This window comes from Mariniflexile sp. TRM1-10 (assembly GCF_003425985.1).
Taxonomy (GTDB): Bacteria; Bacteroidota; Bacteroidia; order Flavobacteriales; family Flavobacteriaceae; genus Mariniflexile.
Genome location: NZ_CP022985.1, coordinates 3759804 through 3780619 on the forward strand (window position 1 = coordinate 3759804; position 20816 = coordinate 3780619).

A 20816-nucleotide genomic window follows, 5' to 3' on the forward strand; every position below is an offset into this window, starting at 1 on the left:
TTTTCATTGCATAAACATTTAACAATAAGAATAAATTTAAACGAAAAAATTATGCCAAAATCAGTAGCAAAAATAATATTGTTTTTAGTAATCAGTATCTCAGTTTTTTTATGGCTAAAACCATTTGAAAATGAAATCAGTATGAAAAATGAACGCCGAGAAACCGGTGGAAAAGAAGCCCAGGAATTTTTTGAGCAAATGATCCGTAACCCTAAAACCGGAAAAATACCTATAGAGAGTTTGGTAAGCATAAGCAATAAAATGCAGAAGGATGCTCGCTCTAGCAGAAAAGCAAATTTGTCAAAAGGCGTGGCTACAACTATTTGGCAAGAAAGAGGGGGTTCCAATATTCAAGGGCGTTTAAAATGTATCATGATAGATAAGCGAGATGCAACAGGAAACACATTAATAGTGGGTAGTGATACAGGAGGGTTATGGAAAACCACTAATGCCATGAGCAATGATCCTACATGGCATCCCATTAATGATTTTATGAGTTTTCTTCATACACAAAGTGTCTTTCAGAATCCTGCTAATTTAAATGAAATATACTGCACTACAGGAAACATCAGCTGGGTTAGTCCTGAAACTGCTGGAGTTGGGCTTTATAAATCAACAGATGGCGGTGACACATGGAATCATTTAGCTGCTACCAATAATGGAAATTTCAAACATTCAGGGAACGTTGTGGTAAATTCCTCAGGAATAATTTTTGTTGCTACCCATGAAGGTGGCGTACAACGTTCTTCTAATGGAGGCTTAACATGGAGTAAGGTATTAGGAAGTGGCGTAGGTGGCGGAACTACAAATCAAATACTAGATTTAGATTTAGCAACAAACGGAACGCTTTATGCTACAGCTAAGGACAAAAAAGTATATAAATCATCGGATAACGGTAATAGCTGGACCAATATATCCATTCCTGGATTAACAACAAACGATTATTTAATAAGGCTTGCCGTAGCACCTTCAGACCCTAATAAAGTATATGCATTTGTAGAATGGTCAAAAAACTTCCTTTCCACCAATGGCGGTGTCAGTTGGACTAGAGTCGGCGATATGAGTATTAATACCTATGGAAGCTCAGATGGATGTATTACTATGGAGGTGGACCCGAACAATTCCAATAGAATTTATGCTGGTGGCATTAACTACAATGCTTCAAGTGATTCTGGTACTAGCTGGTCTAGAATTACAGGTTACGAAGTGCATGTTGATGCACATGCCATCACCTTCTTAAATTCCAATGTCGCATTTATAGGTAATGATGGAGGGATTTATAGAACGGATAACGCTTCATCAACCAACCCAACTTTTAAGTTTATTGGTAACGGTTTGAATACGCTTCAATATTATAATATTGATATTCACCCTGAAACCTATAAAGATTATTTCTTGGGTGGCACCCAAGACAATGGCACCCAAAGATCTATAGGTGCTGGTATTACCTCATCTGAAAATGTTTTAGGTGGAGATGGTGGCTTTGCTTTTATTGATGAAGACCAACCAAATATTCAGATAGCAGCATACCAAAATGAAGGAGGAGCATACACAACAGATAATTGGAATTCATCTAAATATGTAGGTTATGCTCCTGTAAATCAAGCTTATTTTATAACACCTAAAGATTATGATGATGTAAACAACAGATTGTATACCTGTATGAGTATTGCAAATTCATATTCAGTTACCACTGGCATTGGCATTGTAGACCCTGTTACTGTTTCCACTAAAACCATTAATGCAATGAATGGAGGAAGTGCCACATGCGCCATGGTATCACCAAATGATCCAAACATTGTTTATTTTGGTTGTGGTAACGGAGCATTGGTTAAGGTCGTCAATCCAACTGCAACAACGCCAACTGCGACAAGAATAATGGATGGTGCCTATGGATGGATATCCAGTATAGCTGTAGAGCCAGGAAATGAAAACCATATTATTGCCACCTATAGCAGTTTTGGTGTCAATCATATTGTTGAAACAAAAAATGGAGGAAATAGCTGGATGAATATTTCTAATAATTTTCCTGATATGCCTGTTTATAATGGTATTTTTGCTCCAAACGATACTAATAAGTTTATTCTTGCTACCCATCTTGGGGTATGGATGACTGAAAATCTTAACGGTGCCAATACAAATTGGGTATCTTTTAATGATGGGTTGTCCAATGTTATCGTTCGTATGGTAAAAGCAAGAAAATCTGATGGTGTGGTGGTAGCAGGAACCCATGGTCGAGGACTATTCACTACCAATTATTTTTTACAGTCAGATATTGCTCCTTCTACTCCAGGTACCGTATTTGCTACAAATGCAACCAGTACAATTCTTTCATTAACATGGGAAGCTTCTATTGATGATCTTGCTGTTACAGGATATGATGTCTATGACGGCACCACTCTTTTAGCCTCTGTGAACACCAATTCTGCTGAAATAACAGGATTATCCCCAGATACAACTTACTCGTTAACTGTTAAGGCCAAAGATGGTCAAGGCAATATTTCCAGTCCAAGTTCGCCAGCTTTGATAACAACTGCAGCAACAAATAGCATGTCATCCAATATTGCTTTAAAAGCTTCAAACGTAACAACTTCATTTGTGTCTGGATGGGAGTCCCTAGCAGCCGTTAATGATGGATTTACGCCTACAAATTCAGGAGATAGAACCCATAGCGTCTATGGGAATTGGGATACCCACAATACGTTTCAATGGGTTCAATATGACTGGTCTCAAAACTATGAAATAACATCTGTTGAATTATACTGGTTTACGGATAATGGTGGGATTTTAATTCCTACAGAAGCTTTTGTTGAATATTATAATGGCTCTGCTTGGGTAAAACTTGCTGATGTTACTTTAAACGCCAACCAATTTAACATAGCAACTTTTAATACGATAACTGCAAGTAATATGAGGGTGTCTATGAAAAATACGACGCAGTCTACTGGGATTATAGAATTTAGGGTTATTGGCAAGATAGCGTCTGGTAATATGTTATCTAAACTAAGTTTGTCTAAAAAATTAACAAAATCAGTTTCGGTTTATCCCAATCCTACCAGCGATAAAATTACACTAAGACTTGGTGACCTTGCTACTTCAGGGCAATTAAATTTAAGCATTTTAGATGTGTCTGGGAAATTGATTTGGTCTAAAAAAACAGAAGGGAAAAACGAAATATCATTGTATACACAAGACATGAAATTAAGTAAGGGTATTTATTTACTTCGAGTTAGTAACACAGAAGTGGTTCAAACTATTAAAATTGTAATTTCTAGGTAAATCAAATGAATGCCTAATTAAATAATGAAACAACTTGATTGTCGAGAAGCAATGACTATCCTCGGCAGAGCCTTCGGGGAATTATTTAGATTAAAACTAAAATATTTAAATTCATGACATTAAAAAGACTAAAATGAAAACAATACCATGCTTCTGTATCTCTATTTTATTAGTAATTGTTCACCAGGTATCAGCGCAACACTATGACATCAAATCTCCAGATGGTAACATACAAATAAGGGTTGATAATTCAGATACGATTCTGTGGTCTGCTTCCCTAAACGGAAACACTATTATTGAGAAAGCAGAAATGGGTATGGATTTTTCTTCCCATACGGATTTCGGAACAAATCCAAATGTCAAGAAACATACTATTAAAAGTGTCTCCGAAACCATATATCCTGTAGTTTCCCATAAAGATTCTAAAATAAAAGACGAATACACAGAACTGTCAATAACCTATCGCGGGCATTACAAACTCAACTTTCGCGCCTATAATGATGGTGTGGCTTATCAATTTATAGATGAAGCAAAAGCAAAACGACAGGTCATTTCAGAAAACGTATCACTGAGGTTTCCCGAAGGTACCAAATCACTCTTTCCTCAAGAGGAATCTATGTATTCCCACAACGAACGCTTGTATTTAGATAAATCCCTACCCGAAATTGCTCCCAATGAGTTTTGTAGCCTTCCCGTTTTATTTATAACAGACAAGGTAAAGGTGTTATTTACGGAAACAGCGCTTCACGATTATCCCGGTCTGTTTTTAAAAGGTAGCGGAAGTACGACTTTAAATGCGGTATTTCCAAAATACGTATTGGAAGCTGTTGATAAAGATGGTCGTTCAGACCGTGTGCAAACTATTACTAAGGAAGCAGATTATATTGCAGAAGTTTCAGGAAACAGAGACTATCCATGGCGTGTTTTTGTTATTACGGACGACGATCGGAAATTGGTAGAAAGCAATTTAACCTATCAGTTAGCGAAACCCAATGTTCTAAAAAATACAGACTGGATAAAACCCGGTAAAGTCGCTTGGGATTGGTACAATGCCAACAACATTTACGGTGTCGATTTTAAAGCAGGCTTAAATACCGCTACTTATAAGTATTACATAGATTTTGCTTCAAAAAACAACATAGAATATGTTATTCTGGATGAAGGCTGGACAAAATCGACCACCGATATCCTTCATTTTAATCCCGATATGGATATCAAGGAATTAATAAAATACGGTGAGGAAAAAGGTGTTGGTATCATCCTTTGGGTACTTTGGAAACCACTTGACGAAAACCTTATGGAAATTCTTGAAACCTATAAAAGTTGGGGTGCAAAAGGTATTAAAATTGATTTTATGCAACGCAATGATCAATACATGGTAAACTCTTACGAGCAAATTGCAAAAGCCTGTGCTGAACTTGAGCTATTGGTAGATTTCCATGGTGCGTTTAAACCTTCAGGATTACGACGTATGTATCCAAATGTGGTTAATTATGAAGGCGTAAGAGGCAATGAAAACAACAAATGGAGTGAAGACATTACGCCCGAACATACCGTGACCATTCCTTTTATTCGTATGGTTGCTGGTCCTATGGACTTTACGCCCGGTGCAATGATAAATAAACAAGCAAAAAATTATGCCATTAGTTTTGAGCGCCCCATGAGTTTAGGTACTAGAGCCCATCAAGTTGCCATGTATGTGGTGTACGAAGCACCGTTGCAGATGCTATGCGAATCGCCATCAACTTATTACAAAGAGCAGGAAACGGTAGATTTTATAACCCAAATTCCAACCACTTGGGACGAAACGATAGTGCTTCATGGCTCTGTAGGCAATTATATCGTGGTCGCCAGAAGACATGGGGATATTTGGTATGTTGGGGGAATGACCGATGCCGATGCAAGGGCCTTACCAATTGATTTAGCATTCTTAGGAGAGGGCTCTTTTAATATGGAACTATTTAAGGATGGTGCCAATGTAGATAGATTTGCCCAGGACTATAGCATAGAAACAGTATCTGTAAATAAAAACACAAAAGTTACAGCAAATATGGCTTCAGGTGGCGGATGGTCTGCCATAATTACTAAAAAGTAGAAACTATGGAAACCATTGTAAAAGCCTGTATGGTTTTTTTCTTAGCAATTATTGGTATGTATGCACAAGAAGAAAATGATAAGAAAGCATTATACATTCCTGCTAAGGTTTGGCGTGTTCCAGAAAATAATAATTATGATAGTGCTGAAAGCGCTTATAGCTACAGCCGTATGGTGGAATCAGAAAATATAGCCATGTTTTGGCATAAAGAGTATGGTGAGCATCCTATGGCTAATATAGACACGACCCGACGTTTTGACCCTGAAACAGCACTCATAGAATGTGAGCGCTTTTATAACTTTTACGTCAATGATTTAAAATTGGTAGAAAAAGGGCATTCCATAAGTGATAGATACAAATTACTGATATATGTTTTTGGAGGGGATGAAAACACCGCTTTTGGAGGTGGCGAGGAAGAAAAAGTCGGTATTTTATGGACCCCTGCAACACGAATAAACAAACCCCCTTATGGAGCATTAGCTCATGAAATTGGTCACTCATTTCAATACATGAGTCGTGTTGATAGTAAAACGGGACCTAGAGGGCCGGTTATGGAAATGTCTGCACAATATATGTTATGGCAGGTATACCCAGAATGGATGACTTTTGAAAATTATCATCTCAAGGATTTTCTAAAAGGCACACATTATGCATTTTTACATCCTGCAAATATGTATCATGCCCCTTATGTGCTTGAATATTGGTCCCATAAATATGGGATAGAATTCTGGGGTAAATTAAGCAGATCAACCCAAGAAGGTGAAGATGCCGTTACCACTTATAAGCGCATCAATAACTTAACACAAGAACAATTTAATGACGACATGTTTGATGCTTCCCGAAAATTTATTACTTGGGATTTAAAACGAATAGAAGAGGTAGCTAAGCCATATGCCAATCAGCATATAAGCCAATTTAATGATGTGGGAGATGGTTGGTATCAAATAGACGCTAGCAATTGCCCTCAAAACTATGGGTATAATGGTATAAAACTGCATGTGCCAAAAGCAGGAACCAACATCCAATTACGTTTTAAAAGCATTTTAGACGCTAAAGGTTACAACGTAGTTAGAGCAGATAGTGCTGGATGGCGTTACGGCTTTTTAGCCTCTTTAAAGGATGGTACTAGAATTTACGGAGATGTTCATAAAGACCCAGAAGGTGTTGTGGAATTTAAAGTCCCGGAAAACACGGCGTATTTATGGTTGGTTGTTATGGGAGCACCTAAAGAACACTGGGTGTTGCCGGCACGCTGGGGAGAACACAAATCTGAAGAGCCTGATGCTCAATGGCCTTATAAAATTAAATTGGTGGGTACGGCATTAGATGCTTCTAGCTTGAAATAATACATAAATATTTTTTTGCTTAATAACTTATTCTAAATTTTTGAAATACGCACTAGTTAAATGGTATATAGCACTATTTAATTGATAGAGTTCTTATTTTTCTTTTTTACGCACTTTTATACGGGTGGTTATATCTAATTTTAAATAAACTTAAATAAGAGAATTATGAACACTAAAGAAAACAAAGAAACCCAAAAAAGAGAGGATAGAAAAGAGGACAAAAAAGGTACTCCAAAAAAATCGCCTACTACTCAAAAATCAGCGAATCCTCCAAAGAAAAAATAATCGATTTTTTTTCTGCAAAAAAGCTTCTGGCAACGACATGTGGCCAGAAGCTTTTTTTAATTTAACGTGAGTTCGATTTATTCTTGTCTGATAATCAATTATTGGTATTAACACTGTCTGGTCGAGCGCAGTCGAGACCTCATTTAAAGGTATCAAAGTCTAAAAACCTCTCGTAAGCTGCGCTTTTATCTTCAAATAAAAATGTATTTTCATTTTCAATAATGCTCGAGGTGACAGAAATACTATTCTTTAATCATATAATAATCAATAATTTGCATATCGTTTTATATCGAACTCACGTTAATTTAAAGTTTATAGGCATTTTGTCCTGCTTGGACATCTACTTTGTTGCTATTACATAAAGAAAACAATAATTCTACTGATGATTGGATTTTGAAAGAAGTGTAATGATAACAGGCATCGATTTAAAAAATTAAATGATCATTTTATGACTCCACAGAATCCAGATACAATTGAACTAGAATATCGAAATTTTATAATTAAACAAAAACATCCTTGTATCATGGCAAATACGGTTTTTGCTATGTATAATTATCATATAAAAATTTATGAGGATATGACATCTGATAAGATCATAATTCCCATCCTTTTGGATATAGAAAACTATTTAAATCAGTATGATTATGAGTCTAACCACTTTGAATCTTTAATGATTTGTTTTAAAAATAATACCTTTAAATCAGAAATGCAGTTTGAAAATGCGCTGTGGACATTTTTACAAAGGCTTCATGATCATGATGATGTAGTATGGGATTCCAATGTAAGTCAAAACCCCAATGAGTCAAATTTCAGTTTTAGTATTAAGGGAAAAGCTTTTTATGTATTGGGCATGCATCCACAAAGTTCAAGAATAGCAAGAAAAGCGCCTTATTGTACCATCGTTTTTAATTTACATTGGCAATTTGAAAAATTGAGGGAGATGGGAACCTATCAAAGTGTTAAAAAAAGAATACGTAGACGCGATAAGAAATTACAAGGAAGTATTAACCCTGTATTACGTGATTTTGGTTCAGATACAGAGACTAAACAATATAGTGGAAGGGCAGTGGGGCATGAGTGGGAATGCCCTTTTAAACCTAAAAATAAAAATTTATGAGTGTAGTACATATTATAGCGCCTCAATCTGGTGCAGCATTTGAAATGAATAAAGGCGATATGCTTACTGTTATCGATCCGCTTGGTCAACAAGTAAGCGATATGGTGCTTTTTAATCGTGATGATATAAAAGAAAAAATATCCTCTGGAAAAACCATGGACTTTGAAGAAACGATATTATTGACCAAAGGACATTTTTTGTGGAGTAATCGTTCACGAAAAATGATGGAAATCATGGAAGACAGTAACGGAAGGAATGATTTTCTATTAGCACCATGCAGTCCAGAGACATTTAAGATCATGTATCATAATCCTGCCTATCACCCAAGTTGCTTGGAAAATTTAAATAAAAGTTTGATGGGTTATGGCATTGAATTGGATGATATTCCAACAGCTTTCAACATTTTTATGAATGTCCAGTTTGACAAAACGGGTCAGCTTAAAGTGTTACCTCCAACGTCTAGGCCAGGTGATTTAATAAGGTTTAAAGCCGAAATGGATCTCATCGTGGGTTTAACGGCTTGCTCTGCAGAAGATAGTAATGGCGGAACATTTAAACCTATCCATTTTGTTGTCACTAATGCATCTTTAGACAAACCTATGTAATACAAAACTTCTTTATGTAGAATATGGTTTGCGAAAAATGGAAGAATTACCCCAAATCTTCCGTCAGCACCAGCAGATATGATTGAAAATCCTTTTCCATTTTCCATAACCGTATATTTATAAGGCCTGTTCCATGCATCTTTTATCCAATCTTGTCTTATAGAATTATTTCCAATTAATTCAGTCAGTTCCGTTGGATTCTTTAGGGAAGGCTACAACTCGGTAAACAGTAAATCGCTTGTTTTTAATGATTTATATTTTTTAGTAGTGTCAAAATTTATTGATTTATTTGGAATTAGGAGTTGCGCAACAGTTACCATTGTTGGCATACTTTTTTTTATTGTTATGTTTTTAATTTCGCAATAGGAGTTCCTTTAAGACTCTCTCTAACTAAATTGGAAATAAAAAGAGTGAACGACTTAATATCACCTTCAACACTTGCTTTTTCTAATGAATTCATATATGCTTTGCGTTCTTCTACTGGAATCACTGTCCAGGGATATCCGCCTGATGCGAGCATTAAATTCATTAAAAATCTAGCCATTCTTCCATTGCCATCCATAAATGGATGAATGTAAACAAAGATAAAATGGCCAAGTACAGCTCGGACTCCTGCATTACTTTCGTTTTCCAACAATTCGAAAAGGATTGGCATTGCATCTCTTACAGCTTCTTTATTCAACGGAACATGTTGTGATTGTGAAATATATACTTGATTTGTTCTATATCCAGCCAAATCTGAGGCCTTTAAAATTCCAACTGTAACACTAGGAGCGAATAATTCTTGGTACCATTTGGTATGGTCTTGGTCCGCAACGGTCCCTGAATTGGTGCCATTTAGAATTTTTTTAATACTACTTTTTATTGATTGGGTGGCTTGCCAATAACCTCTGGCAGCCATTGCATCTCGTTGATTTCTGTCTTCATTATTTTCTTCTATATTCCAATTACCACTTCTTACTTTTTCAATTAGGTCCACAGATACGGTGTATCTTTCAATAGATAAAGAATGGTATGCATCAGTCAAATATATTTGGTCCACCGAGTTTAAATATTCTTCATGATTTTTGGCAAGTCCTGGACCATCTGGAAAATTTTTAATTACTACTTTTCTGTATTCTTCCCACATGATTTTTATTCTATTTGCATATGGTGACTTTTCTCTAAAGGATAGTCTAATAGGTAGTTTGTTTTCAAAAGGGTCTATTTCTCTCACATCGAAATCTGCCATTTTCATTGTAGAAACAATTTCGTCAGCTATTCGGATTTGACCAATATTCCGAAAAGCTCCAGCCAATCTGCCTGCAATTACTGAATGAGAGCCATCTAATAGTTGTTTAAGTAATTCAGATGAGTCTGGAATTAATGCCAAAATAGTTCTCATGTCGGTCGGATTTTTTTCGAACATTGTAGGTGAGCAATTAATTAAGGCAGAAGTAATAGTTAACATTCTTATTCCGTTGACTTCTATTATCTCCGCTGTATTTGGTAATGGAGATTTCATTTCAAATAATGAGGTATTATATAAAAGGGGGATGTTCTTATTTGGTGCTTTAGGGCTACGAATAATTAATTGACTAGGAACTGTGTTATTGCCTGAATGCATTAAAATAGATTGCTCTGCAGAAATGCAATAAGCATTGTTATATTTATCTTTTAAATATCTTGAACAAAATTGCCAATATGATGTGTACCAAGAAGTACTATCCCCTAAATTCTCATTTGGATTTGCTGCTATATACCAACCTTTGGCGACTTCTTTTAAAAATCCATTTTTGGTAAGTCGTTCGCGATGTGTTCTATTTATTTCAGATGTTTTTATTGCTACAATGTTTTGTTCTTCTTGAATTTCACGAAGAATCTGAAGTGATGCTGCGAGTTTTTCTCCTGGTGTAGCCATATGAATAAATGCTGTTTTTTATATTTAATTGCAGTTCTATTTTTGTGTCAAATTTAGCCTAACAAGTTGTGCTTTAATTAGCCTTACGTGACGTGTTAAAATTAGCCTTGCGTGCAAACATACTAAAACTTATTCAAAAATAAATGATTTATAACTGAATTGTTCTAATGTATGCTAACGGTTAGTATATGAAAAATAGGCGATTACGAAGCACTGGACTTTCGGTTGAGCACAAGTTTGGTAACAGCCCAACGCTTTGAATTTATTACTATTTCGCCTATTTTTCATATACCTTGTTAGCGGTTTGTTGTTATTACTCTCAATAACATGCCCGGATTTTTACGATCTCAAACCCTGTTCTTACTCCCATTCCGCTGTTATTTGTTTTGTAGCTACATTAATACGTGTAAACATATTCATCGAACATATAAACATTATCAAAGCTGCTCGTTCCTTTTCGTCAAAATATTTTTCAACCCTGAGCCAAAGTTCGTCTGGTACAGATTGATATTTGTTCTTTAATTCAGTAACAGATTCTGTTAATTCTAGTGCAGTTTGCTCTGCCTCATTGAACATTTTAGAATGTTTCCATTCCAATACGTGCTCGATTCTGTCTCTTGTAGAAGCATTATTTTTGGCTCTCACTATCGATTCACCAATACACAGTTCACAATTATTCATTTGCCCTACTCTTAAACCAACGTATTCCAGTAATTCAAAGGAAATACCACTTTGGTATATTGACCCCATTATTGTTTGAATTGCTGGGTTAACGTTTAAAATCATTGCGGGATTTTTCATTCTTGATTCCATAATTTATTATTTTGTTTTGTTATGGAACAAAGGTCTCTAGGAAACAACAAATTTTTTTTTACAAATGATAAAAAATCATTTTTGGGCACGTATTCTACTTAATGAAACTTGTGTTATGCCTAAATAGTTGGATAGATCTCCAAGACTGATTCGTTGTAATAGTCCATTATTTTCTTCGATATAGTTTTTGTAACGTCTAGTTGCATTTTCTTCGAGCATTTCACTGATACGTTTCATCATTCCCAAAGTAGCAAATGAAAATAGTTTGCTAAACAGGGCTTCAATGGTATGATGTCTTTTGCACAAATCCAATATTTCCTTTTTGCTTATAGAGTAAACGATAGTTTCCTCTAACGCCATAATCATATATTTTGAAGGTTGTTCTGTGAGATAACTACTAATTTCAGTAAACATCATGCCCTCTTTAAAAAAAGTCATTATAAATTCCTTATCCTCCTTATAAAAATGGGATTTTGTAAGTCCTGATTTTATGTAGTAGTAATGCTTACACGCTTGGTCTGCCCTTAAAATAAAGTCTCCCTTTGAAAAAGTCTTGAGTTCAAATGCCTTAAGAAAGTCCTCCATCGCAATGGGGTCAAGTGGTGAAACTCTATTCGTATATTCCAATATTTCTTTCATCTTCCTATGTGGTTCTATTAATGACCGCCAACGGTTGGTATAAGGAAAGTTGCGTGTTTGTGTGCGAGGATTTTCCGAAGGAAAATCAGAAGCAAGCAAACGGGCAACTAACTTTGGTTTAGCTAAAACTAGCAATTTTTTTTATACGGTGTTAGCCACTGCCTTTTTATTCCTCATAATATAATGCATCCAAAAATGCTGACCTTCCTTGACTAATTTTCTTTTCGATATTATCTTTTGGGTTTGGATTCAGCCACCATTCAGAGTCATAAATTCTCATTATTATATCTTCCCAATAACTCTCATAATCTAGTCTCGACTTAATTATTCCAAAATTTTGACTTATTGAAGTTTTATTTTTACTTGAGAGACACACAAAAACATCAGGTCTTTTCATAGCAAGTAATCTCGAAGCTGTTATTAAGTTCTTTCCTGGAAATACATTTTTAAAATGAACTATAAATTTATTGAAATGGTTTTTAGTTATTTGACCAAAAAGAGGTATTTCATCGAGTGCATTTGAAATCTCAATATTATTTTCTCCAATTTGCTTATTAAACTTTCCATTTCCTTTCATACTTCCAAAATAAGCCCATTCTATTCCTTCTTTGACATTAAGTTTATTTGGGACACCTGCAATAAATTTCCTTTCATCTTTTGTTAAATCAGAGAATGAATTTGATTTATTAAATAATTCTCTACAAACATCTAGAACACCAATTCTCGCATTTAATGAATGGTATTCTGCATTCTTAACATTTTCAACAAAATCGTTCCATTTCATATTAACTATGGATGCTTGATGAATAGGTTTGTTATTTGTTATTTTCGTATTGCCATAATTACCAGATAGACTATCTCTTTTTGGTTTTTGATTTTTCCAGACTGTTTTATAATCTTCTAATTCTTTTTTGTCAAAGTATTTAGCATCATTCCAAGTTTTTTCTATAAAACTGAAAGTAGTTTCCAAGACTTCATTAGAGTTTAAGTCTTTAGGTGTTATTACAGTTGAAATTTCAGTATTTTCAGTAAATGCTGATTTTGTAAAATTTGCGCTACCTAAAATTATTTTCCAATCTTGTGAGTTATTAAAAAAAAGAAATAATTTTGGATGGAAAGTTCCACTAGGTTGTTTTATAAATCTCACATTCTTATTATCTAGAAATGTTTCAATAAATTCGGGATGTGTTTGGTAAAAATGTATTCCAACTACTATTTTACTTATTTTATGATTGTTTTCAATAAGTTTTTTGAATGGTTCTGATTTTGAACTTGCCCAAGCTGTTGTCCAGTAATAATTAGAATAATTGTCTAATGATTTTAAAAACTCCTTTTCTAATTTATTTGGTGTTGTAATGATTTTCAAAGTTCAGTTTTTTGGTTGTGGCTAACACCCGTATAACCACAACAAACAGCTATACAATTGTAGTTATATCGTTAATATGTTTACGAATATAATAAAAAACCACCTACAAAAAACATTTTTAAAATGTAAAGTAGGTATGACAGCAGTCTTTTGCAATTGCTAAATCAGGAATACCATATAATGAGAACTTTGTTTAAAAATAGCCTAAAAGATTTGTTTTTTAGGAGTTCTTTGTTAGCACATGGCATTTTTTGTAGCGCTTTTAGCATATGCAGTATTTATAAGAGCTGACCTAGATAAAACCCATCTTTCAGGATATTCAACAAGGTAGTTGCATAACAATGCTTTCCTTCTGTCTTATGCCTGTTTACAACAATGGAAGCAAAAATCAATACCAATCAATGGTAGCCAAAAATTTTTCTCATGCAACAAAATAAGCTACACAATGTAGCAATTATTGCTTATATTTGTAGCATTATGAAAATGATTTCAAAAAACCTTCGGCATTTACGCCATCTGAAAGGACTCACACAAGAAACCCTTGCGGATGTGCTTCAGGTAACCCGTTCACGCATCAGCTCATACGAAGAAGAGCGTTCAGCACCCACGATTGAGATGTTGATTAAAATCTCTGATTATTTTAAGTTACCTATTGATATTTTGTTGAAGAACGACCTAACAAAAGCAACGGACACTTCTTTTATAGACATAGGAAACCAACGTATCCTGTTTCCGATTACCGTAGATAATGACAATAATGACCTGATTGAAGTCGTTCCGATAAAAGCCTCTGCTGGCTATTTGGCTGGCTACGATGATCCTGAATACATAGAACAGTTGGAAAAAATAAAACTCCCATTTCTACCAACAGGAAAGCACAGAGCCTTTCCCATAAAGGGAGATTCCATGTTGCCCATGAAAAGTGGCTCTTATGTGGTGGGGCGTTTTGTGGAAGACAGAAACGATATAAAAAGTGGAAAAACCTACGTGCTTGTGACCCTTAATGAGGGGATGGTTTATAAACGGGTCATTAACAACATTGAACTGAATAATTCACTGCTCCTAATATCAGACAATAAAACCTATCACGACTACAGTGTCCCCATAGACGAGGTCCTTGAATTATGGGAGTTTACATGTAGTATCAACACCCAAGAATATAGTGAGCAAGAACTAAAAATAAGCAGTATCATCAACATGTTTAATGAATTAGGAGTTGAATTAAAGGCCTTAGAAAAAATAAAATAATGTACACCATCATTGATATTGAGACTACGGGACAAGGGAATAAAATCACGGAAATATCTATTTTCAAATATGATGGTGATAAAGTCATAGATGAATTTACCTCTTTGGTCAATCCCCAAAGTTATATACCCGATTACATAACAGTCTTAACGGGCATTGATAATTTTATGGTTGCCAATGCACCAACTTTCTCAGAAATAGCAGATACCGTTTTAGCCATTACGGAGGGGATGGTTTTTGTTGCCCATAGTGTCAATTTTGATTACAATGTGATACGGAATGAGTTCAAGGCATTAGGGATTGATTTCACAAGAAAAAAGCTTTGTACGGTGCGACTCTCCAGAAAATTGATTCCTGGCCACAAGTCTTATAGCTTGGGTAAAATTTGCCGGGCCTTGGATATTGACATCAACGGAAGGCATAGGGCTAGAGGAGATGCCGAAGCCACCGTCATCCTTTTTGAAAAGTTATTACAAACCGATGGTTCTGAAATCGTCATTAATGACTTTCTTAAAAAATCGTCTAAAGAAGCCACTTTACCTCCACATTTACCAAGTGCCGTATTTAATGCGATACCAAACGAAGCAGGCGTTTATTATTTTAAGAACAAAAAAGGGAAAGTCATTTATGTAGGCAAAGCAAAAGATTTAAAGAAACGGGTCTTGGGTCATTTTTATAATAAAACGGAACGGGAACTTAACCTTTGCAGGGAAACAGCCGATATCGATTTTGAACTATCAGGCAGTGAGCTTATCGCACTTCTTATGGAAGATGCCGCCATAAAAAAGCATTTTCCAGAGTATAACCAAGCTGCCAAAAGAATACCTAAAGCCTATGCCATTTTTATGTTTGAGGACAGAAACGGCATCATCCATTTGGCATACAATATCTTAAAAGGAGCACCCAACCCATTACTGACCTTTTATAACATTACGGATTGCAGACAATTTTTAGAACGACTTTGCATGCAATTTGAATTATGCCCCAAGTATTGCCATCTACAAGAAGGAGTTGCCCAATGTTCACATTACCTCATTAAAACCTGTAAGGGCGTTTGTATTGAAAATGAATCTGTCCATGATTACAATAGCCGTGTTCAAAACGCCATAAAGCATACTATGGAATACGCCAAAGATATGGTTATCAAAGAAAAAGGCCGTCATGCCGAAGAAGAAGCCTTTGTGATGATTAGAAATAGCGTGTATGCAGGCTATGGCTTTATAGACCGATCGGAACAAATCATTTCAAAAGAGGATTTAGAGACTTATTTGATTCCCCAAAAGGATAATGTGGATGTTCAGAAGATTATTAGAAGTTATATGTCTGTGGGGAGATAAATAGCCATACAGGATTTATCCAACTCGGGAGTCTATTTATTAAATGATTTATAACTTATATATTAGCAAATCCAATTTTAAAATTTAGCATGATCAATTATCTTTTTTGCTACTGAATCTGCATCATCATTTGAAAAGACTTGCACTTTTATATTTTGGCCATTAAAAATTGCTTGAATATCACCAATATGATCTTTGCTTATTGCATTGAAATCTATTGATTCTACACTTCTAAACATTTCGTAAGACGCTAATTCCATTATTATATTTGATAACCCAATCATATTTAATTGTATTTATTTAATTTATACTTTATTATATTTTTTAAAATTCTCAGCTTGCTCAAAAATTTCTTTGTAAACCTCATCGCGTTCAACTGGAGGGTAACCGAATTCATCCAAGAGTAGAATTAAACCAACCTTAAGTGCTGATTTTATATCGGCACGTTTGCTCCAATCAGGAAATTTGGCTTGACTGTCAACCAAATCTTTGACCGCTTTGGCTAACTCAATCAATTTGTCTTCCGGATAAGTAAAATCATATTTAATGCACAGTTCTTTTAAAATGTCATAAAAGGCTTTTTCCTCAAAATCAATCCCTAATTCATCTCCAGCTTTAAATTCTTTGTAGACATCCCATATAAGGTTAGTAAGGTGTTCTGCCATTTCTTCATAGACTTCACTTCTAAAAACATCGTTTTCATCTCTTTGGTTATATTTGTCAACCAAGAATTCCATTTTCTTTGAGAAGTCAACCCCTTTAACCTTGTTTACTTTCTTCATTTCACCTATGGCACGGGCCAAAAGCTGTTGAAGTAATTTTATCTTGGTATTAGGAAGCTTTATTTTATCAATCTTGGCCAAATAGTCTTCATCAAAAAGATCCTGCTCTTTTTGGGTTTCTTCACCCATTTTGAAGATTTCATCAACACCATCACTTTGTAAGGCATTTTTAATCATTTCCCTTACTTTGGCATTCATTTGGGCGGTATCGGGTGCATCACCCTTTGTTAGTTTAAAAACAATGGATCTTACTGCCAAATAGAAATGGGTATAATCTCTTTCTTCCTGTGTCAACTGCTCACTACCGGCACATATGTCATAAGCTGCTTTAAGCCTTTTAACTAAACCCATAAAGCGAGTTTCCAACTCTTTTGTAAGCTGAGCATATTCCGCAGCCATATTAAGTGTGTTTAACTGCTCTAATGGAGTTCCTTGAAAGTATTTGGTATTATCAAATTTATGAAAGAGCTTGGAAAGTAAATCCAAGTGATTTCTAACCACTATTAAAGATTGCTGGATATCTTCAAAATTATCTTTGTCACCTTCCGAGTATTTCTTTAAGGCTAAATTCATTTGATTTTTGATGCCGATGTAGTCAACTACCAAACCTTTGTTTTTGCCTTTAAATTTGCGGTTTACACGAGAAATCGTCTGAATTAAATTGTGCTGTTGTATGGGCTTATCAATATAAATACTATCTAAGAAGGGAACGTCAAAACCAGTCAACCACATGTCTACCACAATGGCAATTTTAAAATTAGATTTTTCATTTTTAAACTGCCTATCTAATTCCTTACGGTACTCTTTAGTTCCCAATAAATCGTACATTTCTTTTGGGTCATCCTTACCACGGGTCATAATCATTTTGATGCGCTCCATAGGTTTTATTTCCCTTTTATCCCTATCGCTCAATGCCGCACCTTCTTCAGCAACTCTTACAACATTCCATTCGGGTTTTAGTTCTATGACATTTTTATAAAACTCATAGGCGATTTCACGAGAGCTAGAAACAAACATGGCCTTGCCCTTAACGGTAGCTCCTTCCGTAACACGATTTTCATAATGCTTTACAAAGTCCGTGGCTAATTCATTCAATCTATCTGGATCTCCTAAAATAGCATTCATATTGGCTGATTGCTTTTTACTTTCCTCAATTTGGTACTCATTAGCGCCAGATTCTTCGGCTACTTGATAATATGCTTCTATTTTTTCTAATTCACTATTGTATAAGGCTATTTTAGCAGCTCTGCCTTCGTACACGATTTTTACCGTGATTTCATCCTTAACGGATTCTGTCATGGTATAAACATCTACCACCTTACCAAACACATCCAAGGTGGCATCAATAGGTGTGCCTGTAAAGCCTACAAAAGTGGCGTTGGGTAACGAGTCGTGTAGGTATTTGGCAAAGCCAAAAGACTTTTTAACGCCGTATTCCGTAACCCTTACTTTTTGGTCTAAATTGGTTTGGCTTCTATGCGCTTCGTCTGAAATACAGATGACGTTGGTGCGCTCGGTGAGTAATTCTATATCTTCTGTAAACTTGTGAATGGTGGTTAAAAACACACCACCACTGGCACGTCCTTGTAGCAACTCCCTCAATTCCGCTCTACTTTCTACACTTTTAATGGTATCGTCACCTATAAATACTTTGGCATTGGTGAATTGCCCTGAAAGTTGGTCGTCTAAATCGGTACGGTCAGTAATTAAAACGATTGTTGGGTTTTCAAAATGCCCGCTTTTCATCAACAACCTTGTGAGATAAAGCATGGTGTAGCTCTTACCACTTCCTGTTGCACCAAAATAAGTGCCTCCTTTGCCATCTCCTTCGGGTTTCTGAGCCTTTTTAATGTTGTCGTATAAGGCTCTTGCAGCATAGTACTGAGGATAACGACAAACAATTTTCTCATCTTTTTTAGACGTATCTGGAATGTAAATAAAATTTTGAATAATGTCTCTAAGGCGGTTTTGGTGCAACATGCCTTGAACAAGTGTAAACATGCTATCTATACCATCCACATCTTTGGCTAAACCTGAAATTCTGCGCCACGCATAAAAAAACTCATAAGGTGCAAAAAAAGACCCTGCTTTATTGTTGACACCATCACTAATTACGCAAAAGGCATTGTACTTAAACAGTTCTGGAATGTCCCTTTGATATCTTGTGGTAAGCTGAATGTAGGCATTATGAATGGTACAATTTTCTTGAATAGCAGTTTTAAACTCAAATACCACTACCGGAATGCCATTGATATAAATGATTCCGTCCGGGATTCTTTTTTCTGTGTCTACAATTTCCAGTTGGTTGACGAACTTGTAGCTATTGCTGTTCTCTTTAGAATAGTCGATTAAGTAAACCCAAATATCTTTTTGGTTACGGTCTTCACGCTTAAAGCTAAAACCATCAGATAGCCATTGCGTTGCCTTTTTATTGGTTTCGTACAAATCGGATGCTGGCAAAGTTTTTAACTGCAAAACAATAGACTTAGCTTCTGTAAGGGTAAGTCCTTCAGATTTATATTGATTTAGCAGAAACGCTATCAAATCTTCTTCAATGAGCACTTCTTCGGGATCACGGTTTATAGTATTTCCTAAATAATGTGGGTATGCTTCGTTACCCAATAATTCTATAAATGCGTCTTCTAATTTTGCTTCTGTAAATTTCATTGGGTTTTCCTATTCTTACCTTTTTGGGTTAGTCTATATTTTTGCTTACTGCTCTTTGGCTTATCAGGTATTGTCATTTCAATTAAGCCCAATTCTAAAGATTTTTGAATATATTCTGTTCTAAAATACTCTCTGTGCGTTAGCCCCAATCGTTCCATCAGTTCGTTTGTGCTATACGGTTTATCTAAAACCAATAATAGATTTTTAACTTGCTCGGTAACTTGCTCGGTAACTTGCTCGGTAACTTGCTCGGTAACCTTTTCAGAAGCAGGAAATGTCATTCGCGTAAAGTTATCCATAAATCTAAAACATTCTTTACCATAGCTCTCCATAATTCTTGGAACACCAGAACCCAGTTGCTCTACCAATTCCAAATCTCTATAAACACGCATTAATTCTTTATTTCTTGGGATAGAAACGCCTTCAAAAAAATCCATTTCACTTAATCCTTCAGGTAATGAACCTGCTGACGTTATTTCAATTCTATCATCAAATATTTCAAACTTGGGTGGAACTTCACGTGTATAGTCGTTATGGACTATCGCATTATATATGGCTTCCCGCAAGGCAATAGGGTTCCATAACTTCCGTTCAATCCGATGCTTTGATGTGATGGTTGCAAAAGTTGTATTTTCCACTGCAATTTTATCCAATACACTTTTTGTTGCCTTAATAAGGGAACAATATCCATATTCGTTGTTTTCTATTAACTCGACTCTATTTAGACCTTTATATTTGGCTACTTTAATGGATACATTGTTAACATCTGCTAAAAGGTATGCCGCATAATTCAAAAAACCGTCTTCAGTAAGCAGCTCTAAGTTCTTTTTAAACTGTTTGTTAAGAGGTTTGCCATTTTCTTGGTAATAGATATGAAGCTGTTCAAAATTCAAGTCTTGACGATGCGATTTTATTTTTCCTATGGAGTTACGGGTACGGGAAGCGAAAAGTTTATCAATTATAGCTTGCGGCATGGGTTCAGCTGACGTACCTATACGAATGAAACTACCTTTTTCAGTCATGCCATATTTCTTTTTGAAATACGGTTTTTCGCTACCACTGGCAACAATTATTTTTATGATGGTCTTGCCGTCTTTATCTTCTGAAACCACATCAAACAAGCCCATAGCCGAAGGGGAGATGTTATTTTTTATACGGTCTTTAATTTTTAGCATATCACCATCTGGGTCAACTACACCAATCGTTTTTCCAGTTTTTTCAATACCGATATACACCAAACCGCCTTCATGATAGTTTAAAAAGGCAACCACCTCTTTTTCCAAATCTAAGTCTTTGGTGAGTTCAGCTTTATATTCTATTCGGTTGGTTTCTGTCAT

The 20816-nt window shown here is 35.5% G+C and carries 13 protein-coding genes and 2 pseudogenes; 7 read left to right on the forward strand and 8 right to left on the reverse strand.

Annotated elements, in window-relative coordinates; genetic code table 11:
* Positions 1-51 precede the first annotated feature (51 nt).
* The 5 genes and pseudogenes from CJ739_RS15540 to CJ739_RS15560 all read left to right on the forward strand — a co-directional run bounded on the left by CJ739_RS15540 (position 52) and on the right by CJ739_RS15560 (position 8727).
* Positions 52-3279, forward strand: a complete 3228-nt coding sequence (locus tag CJ739_RS15540; protein ID WP_162880238.1) for a T9SS type A sorting domain-containing protein — start codon at positions 52-54, stop codon at positions 3277-3279.
* Between the two features lie 133 nt (positions 3280-3412).
* Positions 3413-5374, forward strand: coding sequence for a glycoside hydrolase family 97 protein (locus tag CJ739_RS15545; RefSeq protein WP_117176942.1), 1962 nt, complete (start codon positions 3413-3415; stop codon positions 5372-5374).
* Between the two features lie 5 nt (positions 5375-5379).
* On the forward strand, positions 5380-6720 hold the full coding sequence (locus tag CJ739_RS15550; protein ID WP_117176944.1) for a DUF6055 domain-containing protein: 1341 nt from the start codon (positions 5380-5382) through the stop codon (positions 6718-6720).
* Between the two features lie 721 nt (positions 6721-7441).
* A pseudogene (gene gntA, locus CJ739_RS15555) lies at positions 7442-8122 on the forward strand (guanitoxin biosynthesis heme-dependent pre-guanitoxin N-hydroxylase GntA); the annotation flags it as partial.
* Positions 8119-8727 carry a DUF1989 domain-containing protein gene (locus CJ739_RS15560; RefSeq protein WP_117176947.1) on the forward strand — a complete coding sequence of 203 codons (609 nt, stop codon included), beginning with the start codon at positions 8119-8121 and terminating at the stop codon, positions 8725-8727. The pseudogene gntA and the gene CJ739_RS15560, both read left to right, overlap by 4 nt.
* Before the next feature lie 62 nt (positions 8728-8789).
* On the opposite strand, the pseudogene CJ739_RS20775 reads toward CJ739_RS15560, so the two are convergent.
* The 5 genes and pseudogenes from CJ739_RS20775 to CJ739_RS15585 all read right to left on the reverse strand — a co-directional run.
* Positions 8790-8915 (reverse strand): annotated as a pseudogene (locus CJ739_RS20775) (hypothetical protein); the annotation flags it as partial.
* 155 nt (positions 8916-9070) lie between these two features.
* Entirely contained in the window at positions 9071-10627 is a 1557-nt protein-coding gene (locus CJ739_RS15570) for a Fic family protein (protein WP_117176949.1), read from the reverse strand.
* Positions 10628-10987: 360 nt separating this feature from the next.
* Positions 10988-11440, reverse strand: coding sequence for a carboxymuconolactone decarboxylase family protein (locus tag CJ739_RS15575; protein ID WP_117176950.1), 453 nt, complete (start codon positions 11438-11440; stop codon positions 10988-10990).
* 75 nt (positions 11441-11515) lie between these two features.
* Positions 11516-12214, reverse strand: a complete 699-nt coding sequence (locus CJ739_RS15580) for a Crp/Fnr family transcriptional regulator (protein WP_162880239.1) — start codon at positions 12212-12214, stop codon at positions 11516-11518.
* A 31-nt stretch (positions 12215-12245) separates the two neighbouring features.
* On the reverse strand, positions 12246-13445 hold the full coding sequence (locus CJ739_RS15585; RefSeq protein WP_117176952.1) for a phospholipase D family protein: 1200 nt from the start codon (positions 13443-13445) through the stop codon (positions 12246-12248).
* 477 nt (positions 13446-13922) lie between these two features.
* Between CJ739_RS15585 and CJ739_RS15590 the strand changes: the two genes are divergently transcribed.
* On the forward strand, positions 13923-14693 hold the full coding sequence (locus CJ739_RS15590) for an XRE family transcriptional regulator (RefSeq protein ID WP_117179056.1): 771 nt from the start codon (positions 13923-13925) through the stop codon (positions 14691-14693).
* On the forward strand, positions 14690-16030 hold the full coding sequence (locus CJ739_RS15595; RefSeq protein WP_117176953.1) for an exonuclease domain-containing protein: 1341 nt from the start codon (positions 14690-14692) through the stop codon (positions 16028-16030). Before CJ739_RS15590 ends, CJ739_RS15595 begins: the two co-directional genes overlap by 4 nt.
* Positions 16031-16107: 77 nt before the next feature.
* On the opposite strand, the gene CJ739_RS15600 is transcribed toward CJ739_RS15595, so the two are convergent.
* From CJ739_RS15600 to CJ739_RS15610, 3 genes are read right to left on the reverse strand one after another with little or no spacing between them, the layout of a single operon-like run.
* The gene (locus CJ739_RS15600; protein ID WP_117176954.1) at positions 16108-16314 is read right to left on the reverse strand and encodes a hypothetical protein; all 207 of its coding nucleotides are present in this window, start codon (positions 16312-16314) and stop codon (positions 16108-16110) included.
* Positions 16315-16335: 21 nt separating this feature from the next.
* Positions 16336-19479 (reverse strand): type I restriction endonuclease subunit R, encoded by a 3144-nt coding sequence (locus CJ739_RS15605; protein WP_117176955.1) that lies wholly within the window; start codon positions 19477-19479, stop codon positions 16336-16338.
* A complete protein-coding gene (locus CJ739_RS15610; protein ID WP_117176956.1) occupies positions 19476-20816 on the reverse strand; it encodes an RNA/DNA-binding domain-containing protein in 1341 nt (446 codons plus the stop codon). Before CJ739_RS15610 ends, CJ739_RS15605 begins: the two co-directional genes overlap by 4 nt.

Bases quoted from the DNA above. Each gene is read 5' to 3' on its own strand.
- CJ739_RS15540 (WP_162880238.1), top strand. From the start codon at position 52: ATGCCAAAATCAGTAGCAAAAATAATATTGTTTTTAGTAATCAGTATC.
- CJ739_RS15545 (WP_117176942.1), top strand. From the start codon at position 3,413: ATGAAAACAATACCATGCTTCTGTATCTCTATTTTATTAGTAATTGTT.
- CJ739_RS15550 (WP_117176944.1), top strand. From the start codon at position 5,380: ATGGAAACCATTGTAAAAGCCTGTATGGTTTTTTTCTTAGCAATTATT.
- CJ739_RS15560 (WP_117176947.1), top strand. From the start codon at position 8,119: ATGAGTGTAGTACATATTATAGCGCCTCAATCTGGTGCAGCATTTGAA.
- CJ739_RS15570 (WP_117176949.1), bottom strand. From the start codon at position 10,627: ATGGCTACACCAGGAGAAAAACTCGCAGCATCACTTCAGATTCTTCGT.
- CJ739_RS15575 (WP_117176950.1), bottom strand. From the start codon at position 11,440: ATGGAATCAAGAATGAAAAATCCCGCAATGATTTTAAACGTTAACCCA.
- CJ739_RS15590 (WP_117179056.1), top strand. From the start codon at position 13,923: ATGAAAATGATTTCAAAAAACCTTCGGCATTTACGCCATCTGAAAGGA.
- CJ739_RS15600 (WP_117176954.1), bottom strand. From the start codon at position 16,314: ATGATTGGGTTATCAAATATAATAATGGAATTAGCGTCTTACGAAATG.
- CJ739_RS15605 (WP_117176955.1), bottom strand. From the start codon at position 19,479: ATGAAATTTACAGAAGCAAAATTAGAAGACGCATTTATAGAATTATTG.
- CJ739_RS15610 (WP_117176956.1), bottom strand. From the start codon at position 20,816: ATGACAGAAACCAACCGAATAGAATATAAAGCTGAACTCACCAAAGAC.